Origin of the sequence: Mesorhizobium sp. YIM 152430, assembly GCF_029210365.1 — a bacterium.
Classification (GTDB): Bacteria; Pseudomonadota; Alphaproteobacteria; order Rhizobiales; family Rhizobiaceae; genus Aliihoeflea.
On sequence record NZ_JARGES010000032.1, the window covers coordinates 26553 to 43803 of the forward strand.

Genomic DNA, 17251 nt, shown 5'->3' on the forward strand with positions numbered 1-17251 from the left:
CCTCACATGTCGTAGGCGAAGCTGGCGATGTACCGGCGGCCGCTCACCGGCGTGCCCGCGCCATCGGTCGTGAGCGGCACCGCCACCTCGTTCGGACTGTCGCGCATGTCCTCGACGGCGGCGTCAATGTGCAGCGTGTAGCCCGCGTCGAAGAGCGCGTCGGCGAGGTCGAGCGTGATCTCGAGCGTGCGGCCCGCGCCGACGCTGGCGCCGGTGATGCCGTTGACCTGCGCAGTGTCGCCGCCGGTGGCTCGGTACCAGTCGCTCAGATGCTCGTAGTACTTGGACTTGCCGCCAGCCATCCAGAGACTGCCGACATAGGCGCCCGAGGTGTCGGTGACGTAGAGCGCGAGATAGGCCCCGTCGCCGCCGTAATTGTTGAGGGTCGTGGTGAGCGTCACAGGCCTCGCCATGGCGAGGCCGGGGAGCGTCAGCGCGGTGGTGAGCGCGAGCGTTGCAAGAAGCGATTTCATCGGGTTGATCCTTTTTGGAGAGGAGCTCGAGAGCGGTTCAGTTCACCTGAACCTGCGGCGGAGCGCCGTTCCCGAAGAGGCCGTTCTGCGGAGGGGCGACCGTGCCGGCGGGCGCTGGATTGCGAGCGCCACCGCGGCAGTCGTCGTCGTCATCGTCGTCGTCGCAGTCATCGTCGTCATCGTCATCGTCGTCGTCGTGGCCGCGACGAGAACCGTCCCGCCAACGGTCGTCATCGTTGTCGTCATCGTCGCTTGCGAGAACGAGCGGCATCGCTTGCGGGGCGTCATCGAAGAGAGCGGCGACGGACCGAAGGACGTCGGGCGGGGATTGCATCGCGCTCCAGGCGGGGACGCCGATCGCGGCGGTCAGCGCCGTGGACGCGACCAGAAGTGTCAGGGTCTTCTTCATGGCAGGGTCTCCTTTTGTCTGCTGGAGACAATCTGGAGATCCGACCTGAGGGCTTCCTGACGCGTCGGCGATTCCCGCTTCAGCTTGCCGTCAGGAAGAAAAGGCCCCGCGGGTGAGAGCGGGGCCAAAAGGCGCAGGCGAGAGCCACACGGCTGGCGTGGCGATGTGACAGGCCCTTACTCAGACGAATTCGAACTGCTCGAAGCGGACCCGCCGCGGCATCTGGCCCTGTGCCTTCAGGCCCTTGAGGATCCCGTCCTTCAGGCCGGTCGGGCCGCAGAACCACAGATCGGCATCCTTGACCGCGAACGGCGCCGCGCCGATCAGGCGCTCGGCCGTGAGCCGGCCATCGCGCGTCGTGACGACCACCTCGAAACTGAACCTCGGGTTGCGGGCGACCGCAGCGCGCAGCGTCTCTACCCCGATCGCGTCCTCTTGCGTTCGGACACAATGGACGAGGTGAATGTCGCGCCTCTCCGCCTCGGTCAGGCTTTCCGCCCAGGCGAGGAAGGGTGTGATGCCGATACCGCCGGCGAGCCAGATCTGGCGCGCACCACCCTTGCGGAAGTCGAACCGTCCATAGGGGCCCTCGATCTGCACGCGCGTCCCGGCGCGGAGCGCCCGAGGCAGATCCCGTGTCCAGCCGCCGAGGGCCCGGACCGAAAACGCCAATGTGCCGTCAGGACGCGGGGCACTGGCGATCGTGAAAGGATGAGGCTCGGACAGCCCCGCCTCCGGCGCACGGACGAAGGCGAATTGCCCCGGCCGCCACCGCATGGCCCGCCCCTCGGGGCGGAGGGTCACCGTGGTGGTGTCCCCGGTCTGGCTGATCTCTGTGATGGTGAACGCCCGACGCCGCAGGCGTGGGGCGATCAATTCGGTATAGATCCACGCGATCACTCCGGCGATGCCGAATGTGTTCAGAAGCATCGAGAGCGATGGATCTACCCCCGTCGGCATGTCGACGAAGAACTGGTGAAAGACCACCATGGCAAATAGGGCGCCCATGAAACGATGGCTGAACCGCCAGATCTGATAGGGGATTTCCAGCCCGATGAAGGGCAACCGCCGGAACCAGCTGACAGCAATCAGCGCGAGAAGCGCGTTGAAGGCGAACTCGCCCGCCTCCTCACCCAGTTCACCAAGGCCGGTTTCACGAACTGTCCGCTCGAAGTCCGGCTCGATCTGCTGATGCAAAATCATCAGAACCATCGCGGAGATGCCCAGCCATTTGTGGACCCGGTACATGCGGTCGAGTCCGCCGAACAATGGCTCCACCAGAGGCGGCCGTGCGGCGAGGATCAGGGTCTGCGCCATTGCGACGACCGCCGCGGCCCCAACGGCAATGCCGAGCGCGGCATCCGCGCCATAGGGCGAATAGCTGTTGAACCCGAGCAGTGCGGCCAGCAGGCATGGCAACGCCACGAGCAACGGGCCCATCATGGGCAGTGTCGGAAAGCCGGGCGCCGGGACATCACTGGCGCGATGCACTGCATCAGTCATCGTCGCCTCCCTCTCGGTCCCGGTCGCGCCGATCGCCCTCGTCGTCCTCGTATTCGAACTCGATCACCTGCAGCGTCGCCGGATGAACGGTCACCTCGATCGGGCGCCCCCCGGCGTCCCGGCCGTCAATCTCGTAGCAGCCGTCGTCGATCTTGATCCGGCGCACCGTCCAGCCGTTCTCCTCGGCCAGACGGGCGACGGCGTCGCGCGGCTGCCAGTCGGCCATCGGCACGAAGCAGTCGTCGTCAGCCAGCGCGACACCGGCCGGAAGGACCGCGAGAAAGCCGAGAATTGTCAATGTCTTCTTCATGGGCCAAACTCCTCGCTACGGCCATCGTGACGCAATTCATGCGCGGCGAAGCTGACGGTAGCCTGAAGGGACGTACCCCGCCGCTTCAGCTTCGTGTCAGCCAGACGGATCATGGAGGGTCATCGCAAGAGGACGGGGACGAGCATGCGCATCCTACTGATTGAGGACGACACGGTGCTGGGGGCTGCGGTGCGCGACCAGATCGCGGCCGATGGGCAGTCGGTCGATTGGGTGATGCGCCTAGATGCGGCCGGCGACGCTGTGAAAACCACGGCCTATGACCTGATCCTGCTCGACCTCATGCTGCCGGACGGTCGCGGGATCGGCTTCCTGAAGAGCCTGCGCGCGCGCGGAGACGTAACGCCGGTCATCATCCTGACTGCGCTCGACCAGGTGTCGGACCGGATCGAGGGGCTGAACGCGGGCGCCGACGACTATCTCGTGAAGCCCTTCGATCTCGCTGAGTTGTCCGCGCGGATCGGGTCTGTCGCTCGACGCTACAGCGGCAACCCGAACCCCATCGTCACACACGGGCCGCTGGACATCGATCTCTCCGCCCGCAGCGTCCATCGCGACGGCAAGGCGGTGCAACTGACCGCAAGGGAATGGGCGCTGTTCGAAGCCTTTCTCGCGCGCCCCGGTCAGCTTCTGTCCAAGGCGCAGCTGGAGGAAAAGCTCTACGCCTTCGACGCCGAGGTGGAGAGCAACACCATCGAGGTCCATGTGAGCCGCCTGCGAAAGAAGCTCGGGAGCACGGTGATCGAGACCGAGCGCGGCATGGGCTACAGGCTGGGCCGTCCATGAGATGGCCGGCCAGCCTTCAGGGCCGACTCGGCCTGTCGCTCGGCCTGGCGCTAACGGTGTTGTGGCTGGTCGCGGCGACGGTGACGGCCGTCATCGTCAGGGGCGAGCTGGACGAGGTCTTCGACAGCGCTCTGCGAGAGACTGCGGAACGGATCCTGCCGCTGGCCGTCACCGATATCGTCGGGCGGGAAGATCAGGGCGTGACGCAGCGGCTCGCGCCCATCCGGGAGCACGACGAGTTCTTCACCTACCTCGTGCGGGATGCCGAGGGGCGCATCCTGCTGCAATCCCACGCGGCCGATGCGGCGGTATTCCCGCCCTGGGACGGACCCGGGTTCCGGCAGACCGCCACCCACCGGTTCTACAGCGACGCAGCGCTTCAGGACACGATCCGGATCACCGTGGCCGAGCCGCTGGCCCATCGCGCGTCGGTCGCGCGTGAGATCCAGATGGGCCTCGGCCTGCCGCTGCTCATCATGCTGCCGATCGCGCTGATGGTGATCATTCTTGCCGTTCGCTTCAGCCTCGATCCGCTGCGTCGGTTCCGCGCTCGGCTGGAGGCGCGCGGCGCCCGCGACCTGTCGGAGGTTCCTGCCGAGGGGCTGCCGACGGAGATCAGTCCTCTGGCCAAGACGCTCAACGGCCTTCTGGCCCGCTTGCGCGAGGCGTTCGAGGCCGAGCGCAGCTTTGCTGCGAACGCGGCTCACGAGTTGAGAACGCCGTTGGCCGGCGCCCTCGCTCAGGCGCAGCGGCTGAGGGCGGAGACACAGGAGCCGGCCACCGAAGCGCGGGCCGCCGAAATCGAGGCGATGCTCAAGCGCCTGACCCGGCTTTCCGAACGCCTCATGCAGCTTGCCCGGGCTGAAGGCGGGCGTCTTCGACAGGAACAACTGTCGGATCTGCGCCCCGTGGCCCGCGTCGTGACCGATGAGCTGGCGAAAACAAGTGTTGAACATCGAATTGTTCTGAGCCTGCCCGACGTGCCAGTGATGTCGGACCTCGATCCCGACGCATTCGGGATTCTGTGCCGAAACCTCGTCGAAAACGCCCTTCGGCACGGAGCCGGAGATTTGGCTGTCCAGGTGACGCTGACTGCGGACGGCCGCCTTGTTGTCGCGAACGATGGTCCCGTCGTGGCGCGCGAGATGCTCGACCGCCTGACGGCACGCTTTGAACGGGCGAACGCAAGCACCGATGGCAGCGGGCTTGGCCTAGCCATCGTCGCGGCCATCGCGAACCGGATCGGAAGCTCTCTCGTTCTGAGATCGCCGCGGCCTGGTGCATCTTCCGGTTTCGAGGCATCACTCATTTTGCCGACCGATAGCCCCGGGTTCGGCGCCGGGCGCGACGCGTAATCCGCGACAAGTGCCGGAGGATCAGCACACCCGCGCCTGTTCCCGCAATACCGCGTAGTCGCTCATCATCTCCGCGATCGCCGAGCCCTCCAGTAGAAGACTCCGCTCCGTGGCCGCCGGCGCCCATCCCAACCAGAAACGACAGTCGCGCAGCCACCCCAAAGCTCAATGATCCACATGAGGCACTAACCGGACCAGCAGTTCTTGGGAATTCATTTGAGACTACCCAACGACCGGAAGGAGGGCGCAAACCAGTCACAGGATCCCCCACGCCCGATACCGCCCTCGCCCCGTCATCTCCCGCACGCCGAGCTCGCTAACCAGGTTCAAGGCCCCGCGCGGCGTGACCTTCGCGGCTTTTGCAACCATATGAGCAGACACGATTGGCCGCGAAAGGAGAAGATCAATAGCAGTAGGGAGACTGCTCGTTGAGCGCTTGCCAATCGCGCGGCGCTCTAGCTGACGCTTGGCGAGTGTCAATCGATCGATGTCCTTCATTCCGGCGGCGGCAACTGCGTTCATCGCGTCGAGGTAAGCAATCAGCCTGGTCGTCCGATCACGGGCTCGCCGACGCTCGCGCGGTATGTCACGCAGCCCAACCGCATAGGCCAGCAGGTGAGACCGCACTTTTCCGCGCGATCGCAGGAAATCCGAAACGAGCACCTGCCCGAGCCAGTGCTGGCGCTGTAGGGGTTCGAGATATTCCCATGCATCCCAGAGAACCGCTGCGGCGAGTGTGGCCGGAAGCCCTTCAACCTTCTTGACCAGATCGAGCCACTCGCCGATCCGCTCGCCCTCATCCCAATCCGGATCGCGAATGACCAGCTCTCCGACGCTTGTTTCCGATACCCGCTTCCTTTGTTCGACAGCCGCATTGCCATTGACCAGCCATTGGGTGCGAGCGAGTACCTCGTCGATCTCCGCCAGCTCGGGCGATAGTGCATCGTGATCGACTAAGTCGAGCTCCACTCCCTCCCCTCCCCTATCGGCCGGTTCGGCTTCGGCGGAAGGTTCCTCCGCGACGCCAGCCAGCGCCATGATCCCCGCCCGGGAAATCGACCAGCCGGGATCGTTCCGTGACACGCGGCGCCGCGCCCGGACAATGCGGTGCGCAATAACAAGCTCATGGCTGGGCGCCCGAATGTCCATCTGTGCATCGTGGAGAACCAGGTCCTCGATATGGACGAGTTCGCCGCCGACCCACATACTGGAAACGGAATCGAAGAAATCTGCCCGCTTAGAAAAGCCCGGTCCGACCTCCGACCGGGCCACGCGCTCATCAAGCCGGGCAAGCGCGTCCTCCGCGGCCGCGATCGGCCCCAGGAGGGTCTCATGGGTCAATTTTCCGATTTCATAAGCCATTGAAAACACGGTGATTCGAATTCGATACGGAAGCTATCATGCGTTTCGCTTCTGTCACACCGGTAATTTTCTGGCGCCTCTATATATAATGAGCGCTGCGGCCTTCAGGATTGAACAAGGGACACGGCACTCAGCGCTCAGATCGACGAGAGAGCCTGTTTTTCCGGGGTTTTTGGAGCGTTCGGTTGTCAGAAAGGCCCTCAAGCGACGTTTACAAACGATCGGTTATCCGTATCTTCTACGTTTGTAATTTCGTCTCCGATACGGTTCTCAGGCGCTCCAAATGGCCAAAACACCGCACAACCACTCCTCCCGTCGACCACAGGGCCGGCAAATCGGCTATGCGCGAGTCTCGACAGACGAGCAGGCTACAGAAGCCCAAGAGATGGAGTTGCGGTCGGCCGGATGTGAGACAATCGTCCGGGAGCACGGCTCCGGGGCCTCACGAGCCCGCCCTGCCCTTGCCAAGATTGTCCGCGAGATCGACGCCGGCGACACGCTTGTCGTCGTTCGGCTCGACCGCCTGGCGCGCTCGGTAAGCCATCTGCTCGATGTCATTGAGGACCTGACGGCAAAAGGTGCGCATTTCCGGTCGCTCAGCGACCCGATCGACACCACGACGCCGCAGGGCATGTTTTCCCTGCAGATTCTTGGCGCCGTGGCCCAGCTGGAGCGGGCTCTCAACTCCGAGCGGACCAAGGCAGGCATCAAAGCCGCCAGGGCAAAAGGCCGGATGCCGGGCAATCCAGGGATCCGCGAACGTCGGCCGGACGCGCTGGCCAAGATGACGGCCGCGCAAAAGGCAGCCTATGGAGCGCGTCTCCAGTCATCCGCGAACCAGTGGCTTCCCATTGTGCGGCGCATGCGACCCGACCACACATGGGACGATATCTCCCGCGTTCTCAGGCAACGTGGTCTCGATTGGACTCCCGAGCGTTTACGGCGCGCGGTGAAATGGATTGTCAGCGAGGGAATGGCCGACAAGTCGCTTCTGAGGAAGTCGCCGCCTCGGCCAGCCGAGGATCGTCTGATGACCCTCGTGGCGGGCATCCATTCCTCCAATCCGGAGCTGACCTTGCGCGATATAGCCAACCAGCTCGAACGCCTTCATGAGCGTACGCCCCGTGGCGGTACGAAATGGGCACCATCGTCCGTCAAGAACCTCATCGACAGGGCAAAGCGCAGCGGCTTGCTTGAGGTGGCCTGAACACGCAACCGAGGACTGATATTATGGCCCGTACGAAGTACAATTCGCGGGGCTCGATTGTAGCCAGAATATGGAGCGCGCAGCAGTGGAAGCCATGACCGTCAACAGCCGAGACGATTTCGCGCAATGGGCCATCGAGCGAACCAGGTCGATCCTGACCGACCAGGGTTCGGATCTCGCTTCCGCGGCGCGATGCGGAGACAATGCCCGGATGGGCGAAGCTGCAAACGCCCTCGGCCAGGCGATCATCGATGCACTACTCGAAACCTTTGACGGTTTGATCGACGACGACAGCGACTGACCGAGGTGCCACCCGCGAAATTCAGATCGAACAGTCATCACGATCTGGGCTTGTTCAGCGACCGCAGAAGGGCTTCCGAGACCTCAAGCCGCCCTTCCCCGCCGCCGCTTGGCGGTTCGTGGCCAGCCTTCACCGCCGATTTGTCGGCGTCCAGCTTGGCGCGCAGCAGCGCCATGATCATTGGCCAGGTCGAGAATTTGTCGTCCCTTGCCCTGTCGGTCAGGCTGCGTAGATAGCCGCCAGCGCTGTTGATCTGGTCTGATCGCTGGTAGATCGCAGCGAGCGTGATCGCCGCATGCTGTTCGCCCATGACCTCGCAGGCGTCTCGCCACGCGCTGGGGCTGATCGCCAGCATCGGCCGCGCCAGTTCCGCTGCGGCCAGAAAGTCGCGCCAGTGACGGATTTCGCCGCCTTGGGCCAATTCTCGCAGGTTCGGGCAGGCATCCAGCACAATGCCCAAAGGCAATTCCCGCTTCGGCAAGCTCCGTACGTTGTCGGTTTCCGCGGCGCTGCCGCCCGCTTCCTCTTCTTTTCCAGAGCCTTCTTCAGATTCAAATATGGAGTCTGGGTTTGAATTTTGTATGTGGCGACCGGAATGGGACTCATTGGCGTCCGAATTCTGTGTTTTTACAAATGATTCCAGTACCTCGAGGATCTCTGTGTAGAGGCCGTGGAGATCGCAGCAGATATCCTCGATGAGTTGCCTCGGCGCTGAGCGCGGTAACCGGCCGACGATGGCCTGATAGGTCTGGTGGACCCTGCCCCAATTACCTGGAACGTTCTCCTCAATGCCGGTCTCGATGAGCTTGACGATATCGCGGCGCAGGAGCGTGAGACGCTCCTTGGCGATCCGAAAGGCGTTCTTTTCGGCCCGGACGGTGTCCGCCAGCTCCTTGAATTCCTCGGCCCGGGCAACGATCGGGGACAGGTCGAACCCATAGGCCTGTTCGACTTGTCCCCCCCTGCCCTTGCGGGCGAAGCGCTTGCCGTTCGGACTATCTCTACGGATAATCAGCCCGCAGTCGACCAGGACGGCCAGATGGCGCCGCAGTGTCGTCGCCGGCATTCCGTTTGCACGGGCCATGAGCTGCTCGTTCGACGGCCAGACAATCAGTTCGCCGTCGCCTGTGAGTTCCGTTTCCGGATGAAAGGAGAGCAGGGCGTTGAGAATGGCGAGTGCGCGGTCCGTAGCGCCGATCAGCTCGCGCGCTTCCCGGATCGTCTGGAACACTTTCCATTTCTGGACCTGCGCCCCTTCCGGGACTGCCTTCGCCACGGCCTGGCTTGCCATCATGCCAAGCGACATCGTTCGCCGCCCAAAGGGCGTCGTTGGGGTATGCGTCTGCATTGTCCTTCACCTATCGCTAGGCAAAAGAAACCGGCTCACCGAATCGGCGCTCAAACCGACCTGAATGGTCTTGACTATGATTCGCGGAAGTGGGATTCTCTCAGTCGCCAAACTTAAAGAGAAGGTCTTCCGGAATTGCCGTTTCGGGGGCCTTTTTCTTTTGCGCTCAATCTCCGTTCGTGGTTGCTCGTTTTTCCCGACGGAAAGCCTCATACAACTCGCTGAGATTTTCCGAGAGGTAGTCACCGAACGCTGCTGCGTCGGTCCCCTTCGCCTTGAGGGCGATGGTGAATTTCTTGCCACTGGCCACCATCTCCGCGGCGACACGCCCATCAGACGGCGCCCAGCTGCGTTTGGATGGCGCCTGCGCGGCACGGCGGCGCGGCTTGGATGCCTTCAGCTTCGCGACGACCGCATCGAACCGCGCTTCGCTTGGCATCCCATGAAAATCGGAACTCGATGCCAGAGCCAAGGCAGTGTCGACATTGCCCGGCTTGTCGAGGAGGAGCTTGAGCTCATACCAGCGATCACGACCGACAGCCTTCGCGCGGCCGATCGCTGCGAGTAGATCCTTGGGCATCGAGGCGACAGAGAGCATCTTTGAAAGCGTCGGCCGATCGACACCGATTGCGGCGAGGGCTGTGGCGTTGTCCTCGTCGAATTTCCGCTGAACGATGTCGGCGGCAAACAGTGCTTTCTCGATGAAGGACGTGTTCGCTCGCGCGTTGTTTTCCTGTCCCTGGGCGATCACATGATCGCGCTCGGAGATATCCTTGATGACAGCGCGAAGCTTGAGACCAAGCTCTTTTGCGGCGCGCCAGCGGAGGCGACCGAAGACCAGCATGTAGCGGCCGGGCCGCTGCGGGTGAGGGCGAAGGAGCGCCGGGGAGTTCTGGCCGGAACTGCGGATCGACTCCATCACCTGAGCGTAGTCGGCCTCGTAATCTTCCTGATCGACGTTGAGCCGGTCGTTGGCGAAAGATTGGTCCACCAGGTCGGGGTCAACCTCGATTATCGTCTCACCCTCGAGCAGCTTGCCTGCCTGGGCCGCCATTTCGTCGATCGAGCTTATGAGCGAGCGTGATGCCCCCTTGAAGGTGTAGTCTCGTGCAACTGGGCGCTCGGCGGGAGCGTCGCCGTTGTCCATAATGCTGGCAAAGGGATTTTTTCGCGCCATTTGACTAGCACCCCCTTATGCGGCTTATGCGCTTGAAACCGTGGGGTTTTTTGGCGGTTTTGACGGCAGTCAACATCACAACCGCCCCCATGCCTGGTGGATCAGTCCCTGAATCTCGAAGTTCACGGCATCCATGCTGTCGATCGCCCGATCATAGGTATCGCGATTGAAGTTCGATCGCTCGACCTCATAGAGCGTCTGCTTGGTGAGGCCGGCGTCAGAAATCGCCGTGGATTTGAGCATTGGGCTTTTCAGGATTTCCTCGGCAAGCATCGACTGCATGAAGCCGACCATCTGCGCCTGGGGAATGTCCGTGGGCTCGTATCGGGTGATGAGATAGCGCAGCCAGTCCAGCTGGACCTTCGCGCCAGCATTCTTGATGGACTTCATGATATTGCCCAGCATCAGCAGAAACTGACTCATGGACATCAGGTCCAGCATCTGCGGGTGGACGGTGATCAGAACCGAGGTGGCGGCCGACAGTGCCGACAGCGTCAGATAGCCAAGCTGCGGAGGGCAATCGACGACCACGACGTCGTAGCGCTCGCTGACCGAATCCAACGCCCGGGCGACCCTCGTGAAGAACCGCTTTCCTTCCTGAGACGGAGACTGCATGGCAAGCGGAGTCTCGTACTCATATTCCTGCAGCTCCAGGTTCGCCGGGATGATATCGAGCAAGGGAAAGTTCGTCTTGCGGATGACATCTTCGGTCGAGGCAGGGTTGTCGTACCGGATCGCGTCGTAGAGCGAGGGGTTCTTGTCGAGCTCCGGCTGGAAGCCATGGAGGGCTGAAAGCGAAGCCTGCGGATCGAGATCCACCGTCAGGACCCGGTGACCGGTGAGCGCCAAATGCTGCGCGAGGTGTGCCGTGGTGGTGGTCTTTCCCGATCCACCCTTGAAGTTGACGACCGCAATGACCTGCAGCTTCTCGCCAGGTTTGCGGTAGGGCACATACTTCTTGGAATCCGATCGCCCGTGCTTGTCGAGATAGTCCCGAAGCTCGGTCATCTGCTCGGCCGCGTAAAAGCGCCGTCCGCCGGCACCGACGAAAGGCTCAGGACCTTTCTTTTCAAGATGGAGGCGCTTCAGATTGTTCGGACTGATACCAAGATAGTGGGCGACCTCGGCCATCGAGAACCGCCGAAGGGTCTTCTGCCCCTCGGTCGGAAACTTCTCGACGCGCAATTGGTCGAGCTTGCGCGAAATCTCGGCCCCTTGGGCAAGGATCTTGTCGTCAAACTCAAAACTTGGGAGAAATGCCATCTCCGCTTTGTCCCCCGAACGAGAAAATAGCGCCATATTCGACCTTTCGGCCAATCTGGCGCCAGTATGAGCGATTCCCGTTCTCTGGCAAGGGATTTTAGGTTAACGAAACCTTAACGCCATGCTCAGGTCCACGCCAACAAGATCACTCAGCGGAGCCTCACAGTCCGGAATCCCGGCGTCGGCGCGTACATTTTCCATCGATTTTTCAATCGCTTAGTTGCTCCGCGGTTGGTCGTTCCGCGAGAACCTTCAATGCCACATGCCGCCGGCTCGGTCCATGCAGCACCCTGAGAAGTTTCACAGTGGTGGATGGCGTCAAATCGAGTGAGTGGGCGTGACTACCGCTCCTTTGGGGCGACTCACCTTCACGCATGAACAGATGGCTCTTAGCCGGCTATGCAGCGCCCAGCGTGGTGGCTCAAATTGCCCAAAGCGTATTTGTCAGGCTGCCACAAGTCCATGGGCCGACGGGAAACGGAAGTGACTAGAACCAGAGTTCCCTCCGGTTGATCGTCTTTCCCGGCAGAGAGGCAATTATCATCGACGTGAATCCCTCACGCCCAAACGATTCAGCCAATGAATTGGACGTGGGTACCGGAGTCGGTGACAATCAGACATGGTCGAGCCGAAGCTCCAAGTTGTCCTTCAGCGCCGCGATTGCGCTCGCAACGTTGCGCGGTTTTATGTACTCGCGATAGAACCGTCACTGTACGGTGATGCGGCGCTTATGCGCGCGTGGGGGCGGATCGGCTCGCTCGGCCGACAACGCCTTGACCTCTATGCGTCGGCCGCTGAAGCCGGCGAAGCGCTCGAGGCCTGGCTCGCCCGTAAGGTCCGACGGGGCTACACGCCCGTCACTGCCAAGGTCACATTCCAGTCCAGGGGCCTATAATCACGGCAATTGTTGCCGCGGCTACAACGGGCTTGCACAGCAGCATAGGACCGGCATTGTCGATATTCGGCTGACCGAAGGCAGTGTTCTACACTCTGAGCGGGGACGGCCGGAGTCGTTCCGGTTGTCACCCCTGAAATTCCACTCATCTGAAAGACAGTGAGGGCGGTTCCGGGACATTGGGTTCGACATCGGTGAAGAGATTCGGAAACAGCCGTTCCCTGAAATCGAGGGGGAAGGCAATACGTACCGGTGCCTTCGGAGTTTCAGATTTCAGAAAACCGCGCTCGACGAGATCCGACAGCGTGCTCCGTGCCGTGCGCTCGGATGTTTTCAGCACGAAATTGGCCTCGCCACGGGGCAACCTGCCGTGCCGCAACACGGCCGCCACCAGATCAGGTGCTCGTTTATCGTCGACGACATCTTTTATTAGGGCGCGGTAGCGAGCATCGAGCCGTCCGAGGTCGAACATTGCGGTCGAGAACCGCACCTGGTCGAGCGCGACTGTAAGGAACCATTCGACGAAATCCTTGAGTGCCGATTCCGAAAGATTTCCTCGTCCATCACGATCGCCTTGTCTAGGACTGTCGGCGTGATCCATCATGCGCTTGTATTCGCCACGATCTTTCAGGCCACGAGCGAGGCCACGAGATATCGACCACAGGCCGTTGCCTCCAATACCGGCCTTGAGCGCCATGGCGTGAGACATCAACCGACTGACGCGGCCGTTGCCGTCTGGAAACGGGTGGATGTAGTTGAGGCGGTGATGAGCTGACGCAATCGCGATGATCCGCAGGCTAGCCTGCTTTTCGGCCATGGCAAACCGCTTCTGGAAATACTCCATAAAAGTCACCACCCTGTCAGACGACGGTGGCTGATGGCGGCCGACAGCGACATCATGATCCGCGGACAACCGGAACTCGCCGGGCACAATCTCGGTCTTGGTGCCGTTAGGTTTGTAGATGAACCGGAATTCGTCGGGCATCTCATCGTAAAAGGCGCGATGAACCCACCTTATGAAATCGATCGAAGTCGGGCTCGGCAACTCGCCGCGCAACCCGAGACCGTCGATCATCCTCTGAACTTCGACATGGGCCTTGGCCTCGAGGGCGAGGGGACGACGTTCGGGATCTATCTCGGCGCCGGCCAGGGCGCTCTCGATATCCCGAGGTCGTGTGTTGTGGCCTTCTATCAAATTCGAATAGTAAGAATTCATGACTCGTACGAGATCGGCCAATTCGTCAGCCGACTCCGGATGTAGACCTCGGCCGAGTTCATCGGCAGCCTTCTGCAGCTCGATCGCAAGATCGGCCAGAACGGTCGGCACCGCGTCGTCAAAAAACAGCGGCTCGATGCGGGCAGGGGTTTCAAGCATTTTTTTGCCGATCTCAATCGTGCCTCAACGGATTGCAATGTAAGGCATTGGAAGCAACGAGTCAGCACAATTGCCGATATTAGTTGCCGATCGCCCCTGCCGATATCGGCCGCCGATCAGGACGCGAACCGAATAAGCCTCAAACGGCCGGACGGGCAGGGTAGGGGGCGTCGGCGCCATCGCGGACAACTCCCTACCGCCGGCAAAGCACAACTTACACGGCTGAGTAGAGGCGGAAAGGCCCTCTCGCCGGGCGAACGGGATCAAATCAACTGTTGACGCACTGCAAGCGCGACGGCGTGGGTGACGTTGGTGGCATCGAGCTTCCGCCGAGCATTTTGCAGGTGATACTCGACCGTCCGGACCTTGGTCCCGACGATTTGCGCGATTTCGGACATGCGCTTGCCTTTTGCCATCCAGCTCAGGCAGAGCCTCTCTCTGGGGCTTAGCTTGACGGCGACAGCAGGCATTGCCTCAAGCATCCAGCGCCGCGCATAGACATCCACGTGCGATGCAATCGAAGCGGCTAGGAAGGGGCATTCCACCAGGCAATTGTCACACCGGCTAGACGACGCGAGCGTGAACAATACTGTCCTGCCGAATCCGGCCGACACCGGCACAGATATCCCCGATGCGATGCCATGATCCCCGGCTTCTCCAAGGAAGCGCACCTGGTCCGGCGACAATGCCCGTGCAAGGTCGCGTTCGGACCACGCAAAGCAGCGCTCAGAACGGCGGGCTTCCTGCACGACGGGATCGATCGTCGCGTATTTCTTGTTGATATAGTGGCCTTGCCATGCGCGCGGGTACGTCGAAAACGTGTCGATCTCCGGCCCACAAACCGAGAGATAGGCGAACCAGTCAAATCCCAATTCGCCGGCGAATTCCTTCACCGCGGCTTTGACCGGGGCTATGCCTCGGGCTGTTTCTAGTGAGTCTCGCAGTTCGTCGAAGGCTCTGCTCGGCAAGTGTCCTCTCCGGGTGTTTTCGTCCTCAAGTCGAGTGGTTTCAATTCCGAGTTGCATGGCAATTCAGCCATAAGTGCGGCAGCGGCGCCTCGGAATCTCAACTGTCTATCACAGCGACGACTCTCCATCCCCTGTGACTTTTCACAGCTGGCGGTGCGCAGCCGTACCGGATTCAAGAGACCGCAATTCAACGGGTTGAGGATTTGGTCATGCGCGTCGTCGCCATCTGCCGTACGAGTGCCTCAAGAACTGAGCAACGTCTGCTCGAGCGCATGCACGAGCTGCGCGCAAGGGTCTTCAAGCACAGGCTGGATTGGGACGTCCACGTCGAGCACAACCAGGAAAAGGACGAGTACGACCGACTCGATCCGACCTATCTTGTGCTCGTCGGCAACGATGGCCAGGTGGTCGGTTGCGCTCGGCTGCTGCCGTCCACCGGACCAACGATGCTCGGCCAGACATTTCCGTTCTTGGCTAGCGCGTCTCGCGTGCCCCAATCGGGCCGCGTTGTCGAGAGCTCGCGCTTTTGCATCGACACCGAACGCAGCGACATCGTTTCCGCGAGCGGCCTGCGCGACGCCACGCACACTCTATTTGCTGGCATCATCGAATGGTCGATGGCCAATGGGTTCGACCGGATCGTCACTGTTACCGACGTTCGGTTCGAGCGCATTCTCAACCGGGCGAAATGGCCGCTGGAGCGGCTAGGATCTCCACATCCTGTTGGCAATACCATTGCTGTCGCGGGTCTCTTACCTGCCGACGAATTCAGTCTCGAGTTGGTGCGGCCGTCGAGCTACGTCCCCCTCTTCCCGACCGCTGTTGAAGCCGCGGCCTAACCAGCAGCCAGGAAGGGGGCGGTCTATGAGCGAGTCGAAACGACGGCTGATCCTCGGTCTGCAGGACGCACTTGGCGCCGCGGTTACGACAGCGCTGCATGACGCGGACGTTGTGGAGGTCATGCTCAACCCCGACGGCAATCTATTCATCGAGCGGGTAGGGCAGGGGATAGCGTCGGCGGGGCGGATGGCCCCCCATGACGCCGAGACCGTCATCGGCAAGGTCGCCCACGCCCTCAAGACCGAAGTCGACCAGGATCGACCAATTATTTCCGGCGAATTGCCCCTTGGCGGACATCGCTTTGAGGGGATTTTGCCACCGGCCTCGCCCGCGCCGATGTTCACGATCCGAAAGCGCGCCTCGATGCTGATCCGACTCGATCAGTATGTCGCCGATGGCATCATGACGCCCGAGCAGGTTGATGTGATTCGCGATTCGATCGTCAACCGCCTCAACATCGTGGTGTCGGGAGGCACTGGAACAGGCAAGACCACGCTCACCAATGCAATCCTGGCGGAGCTGGTCGAGACGACGCCAGAACATCGGCTGGTGATCCTGGAAGACACTGCCGAGATCCAGTGCGCGGCGGAAAACCATGTGATCCTGCACACCACAGACACCGTCGATATGGGCCGTCTATTGAAGTCGACAATGCGGCTGCGTCCGGACCGCATTATCGTGGGCGAGGTCCGCGACGGCGCTGCGCTCACTCTCTTGAAGGCGTGGAACACCGGCCATCCGGGAGGCATCGCGACGGTTCACTCGAACTCGGCCGCCGCCGCTCTTACCCGCCTTGAACAGCTCGTTGCCGAACTCAGCTCCCAGCCGATGCCGGAAGTCATCGGAGAGGCGGTCGACCTGATCGTCTCGATCGAACGCGCTCCTGGCGGGCGAACCGTTCGCGAGATCCTGAGGGTCGAAGGTTTTCGCGACGGGCGATACCTCACCATGCCGGTCGGCGCGTCGAAATCGGAATCCATCCAGGGAAGAAATCTTCATGTCGTCTAAGAAGGCTCTCACACTTCTCCTCGGCCTCGCGGCCGCATCCCTCGTTATGATCGAACCGGCGCTCGCCAGCGGGGGAGGGGGCCTGCCTTGGGAAGGGCCACTGGAGCAAATTCAGGAATCCATCACCGGCCCGGTTGCTGGCGCCATCGCGCTCGCGGCGGTCGCCATTGCCGGCGGCATGTTGATCTTCGGCGGCGAGCTGAACGATTTCGCCCGGCGGCTTTGCTACATCGTGCTCGTCGCCGGCATCCTGCTCGGCGCAACGCAGATCGTCGGTCTCTTCGGGTCCAGCGGCTCATCCATCGGCGTGCCGCTCGAGGCGCACGAACAAGCGTCGGTGGTTGCCCCGCATGGCTGAAAGGGAAAGCCGGCTGGCGACGGCGCGGATACACCGCGCCCTTTCGCGTCCGACGCTTCTCTTTGGGGCTGACCGTGAGCTCGTGCTTCTGACCGGGCTCGCCGCGATCATTCTCGTCTTCGTCGTTTTGACGACCATATCGGCGCTGCTCGGCACGGTTATCTGGATCGTGGTTGTCGGGCTCTTACGCATGATGGCGAAAGCCGATCCGCTGATGCGCCGCGTCTACCTACGCCACATCAAATACCGGCCCTACTACCGGCCGACCTCCACTCCCTGGCGGACGTTCTGACTC

19 protein-coding genes are annotated in these 17251 nt (G+C 61.9%); 9 read left to right on the top strand and 10 right to left on the bottom strand.

The annotated features are described in order from the left end of the window. Window positions 1-2: 2 nt before the first annotated feature. The 4 genes from PZ895_RS10960 to PZ895_RS10975 form a co-directional block, all read right to left on the bottom strand. Window positions 3-473: a DUF2271 domain-containing protein gene (locus PZ895_RS10960; protein WP_174033608.1), complete on the bottom strand. Its 471-nt coding sequence runs from the start codon at window positions 471-473 to the stop codon at window positions 3-5. A gap of 37 nt (window positions 474-510) precedes the next feature. Next, window positions 511-882: a hypothetical protein gene (locus PZ895_RS10965; RefSeq protein ID WP_186397946.1), complete on the bottom strand. Its 372-nt coding sequence runs from the start codon at window positions 880-882 to the stop codon at window positions 511-513. Window positions 883-1062: 180 nt separating this feature from the next. Next, a complete protein-coding gene (locus PZ895_RS10970) occupies window positions 1063-2385 on the bottom strand; it encodes a ferredoxin reductase family protein (protein WP_208985163.1) in 1323 nt (440 codons plus the stop codon). Continuing rightward, window positions 2378-2695 carry a PepSY domain-containing protein gene (locus tag PZ895_RS10975; RefSeq protein ID WP_174033604.1) on the bottom strand — a complete coding sequence of 106 codons (318 nt, stop codon included), beginning with the start codon at window positions 2693-2695 and terminating at the stop codon, window positions 2378-2380. The genes PZ895_RS10970 and PZ895_RS10975 overlap by 8 nt, the downstream gene beginning before the upstream one ends. A gap of 144 nt (window positions 2696-2839) precedes the next feature. Between PZ895_RS10975 and PZ895_RS10980 the strand changes: the two genes are divergently transcribed. Then, window positions 2840-3499 (top strand): response regulator transcription factor, encoded by a 660-nt coding sequence (locus PZ895_RS10980; protein WP_174033602.1) that lies wholly within the window; start codon window positions 2840-2842, stop codon window positions 3497-3499. Then, entirely contained in the window at window positions 3496-4854 is a 1359-nt protein-coding gene (locus PZ895_RS10985) for an ATP-binding protein (RefSeq protein ID WP_174033600.1), read from the top strand. Before PZ895_RS10980 ends, PZ895_RS10985 begins: the two co-directional genes overlap by 4 nt. Window positions 4855-5109: 255 nt before the next feature. Here the strand turns inward: PZ895_RS10985 and PZ895_RS10990 are convergent, their stop codons facing one another. Further along, window positions 5110-6216: an RHE_PE00001 family protein gene (locus PZ895_RS10990; RefSeq protein ID WP_186397944.1), complete on the bottom strand. Its 1107-nt coding sequence runs from the start codon at window positions 6214-6216 to the stop codon at window positions 5110-5112. 283 nt (window positions 6217-6499) lie between these two features. On the opposite strand from PZ895_RS10990, the gene PZ895_RS10995 reads away from it, so the two are divergent. After that, entirely contained in the window at window positions 6500-7423 is a 924-nt protein-coding gene (locus PZ895_RS10995) for a recombinase family protein (protein ID WP_275839049.1), read from the top strand. A gap of 94 nt (window positions 7424-7517) precedes the next feature. Continuing rightward, window positions 7518-7724, top strand: coding sequence for a hypothetical protein (locus tag PZ895_RS11000; RefSeq protein WP_345803525.1), 207 nt, complete (start codon window positions 7518-7520; stop codon window positions 7722-7724). A 37-nt stretch (window positions 7725-7761) separates the two neighbouring features. Here the strand turns inward: PZ895_RS11000 and repC are convergent, their stop codons facing one another. From repC to repA, 3 genes are all read right to left on the bottom strand, one after another. After that, entirely contained in the window at window positions 7762-9072 is a 1311-nt protein-coding gene (gene repC / locus PZ895_RS11005; protein WP_275839051.1) for a plasmid replication protein RepC, read from the bottom strand. Between the two features lie 166 nt (window positions 9073-9238). Then, window positions 9239-10249 carry a plasmid partitioning protein RepB gene (repB, locus tag PZ895_RS11010; RefSeq protein WP_275839052.1) on the bottom strand — a complete coding sequence of 337 codons (1011 nt, stop codon included), beginning with the start codon at window positions 10247-10249 and terminating at the stop codon, window positions 9239-9241. A gap of 75 nt (window positions 10250-10324) precedes the next feature. Further along, on the bottom strand, window positions 10325-11512 hold the full coding sequence (gene repA / locus PZ895_RS11015) for a plasmid partitioning protein RepA (RefSeq protein WP_275839053.1): 1188 nt from the start codon (window positions 11510-11512) through the stop codon (window positions 10325-10327). Between the two features lie 619 nt (window positions 11513-12131). Here repA and PZ895_RS11020 point away from each other — a divergent pair. Then, window positions 12132-12407 (top strand): WGR domain-containing protein, encoded by a 276-nt coding sequence (locus PZ895_RS11020; protein ID WP_275839054.1) that lies wholly within the window; start codon window positions 12132-12134, stop codon window positions 12405-12407. Between the two features lie 145 nt (window positions 12408-12552). Here PZ895_RS11020 and PZ895_RS11025 read toward each other — a convergent pair whose 3' ends face one another. Together PZ895_RS11025 and PZ895_RS11030 are read right to left on the bottom strand one after the other, a co-directional pair. Next, entirely contained in the window at window positions 12553-13782 is a 1230-nt protein-coding gene (locus tag PZ895_RS11025) for a Fic family protein (RefSeq protein WP_275839055.1), read from the bottom strand. Between the two features lie 263 nt (window positions 13783-14045). Further along, window positions 14046-14807 (bottom strand): autoinducer binding domain-containing protein, encoded by a 762-nt coding sequence (locus tag PZ895_RS11030; protein WP_275839056.1) that lies wholly within the window; start codon window positions 14805-14807, stop codon window positions 14046-14048. 152 nt (window positions 14808-14959) lie between these two features. On the opposite strand from PZ895_RS11030, the gene PZ895_RS11035 reads away from it, so the two are divergent. From PZ895_RS11035 to PZ895_RS11050, 4 genes are read left to right on the top strand one after another with little or no spacing between them, the layout of a single operon-like run. Then, a complete protein-coding gene (locus PZ895_RS11035) occupies window positions 14960-15589 on the top strand; it encodes an acyl-homoserine-lactone synthase (RefSeq protein ID WP_275839057.1) in 630 nt (209 codons plus the stop codon). A 25-nt stretch (window positions 15590-15614) separates the two neighbouring features. Beyond that, entirely contained in the window at window positions 15615-16598 is a 984-nt protein-coding gene (trbB, locus tag PZ895_RS11040) for a P-type conjugative transfer ATPase TrbB (protein ID WP_275839058.1), read from the top strand. A 46-nt stretch (window positions 16599-16644) separates the two neighbouring features. After that, window positions 16645-16956 (top strand): TrbC/VirB2 family protein, encoded by a 312-nt coding sequence (locus tag PZ895_RS11045; RefSeq protein ID WP_275839059.1) that lies wholly within the window; start codon window positions 16645-16647, stop codon window positions 16954-16956. Continuing rightward, window positions 16949-17248: a conjugal transfer protein TrbD gene (locus PZ895_RS11050; RefSeq protein WP_275839060.1), complete on the top strand. Its 300-nt coding sequence runs from the start codon at window positions 16949-16951 to the stop codon at window positions 17246-17248. Before PZ895_RS11045 ends, PZ895_RS11050 begins: the two co-directional genes overlap by 8 nt. Window positions 17249-17251: the final 3 nt, after the last annotated feature.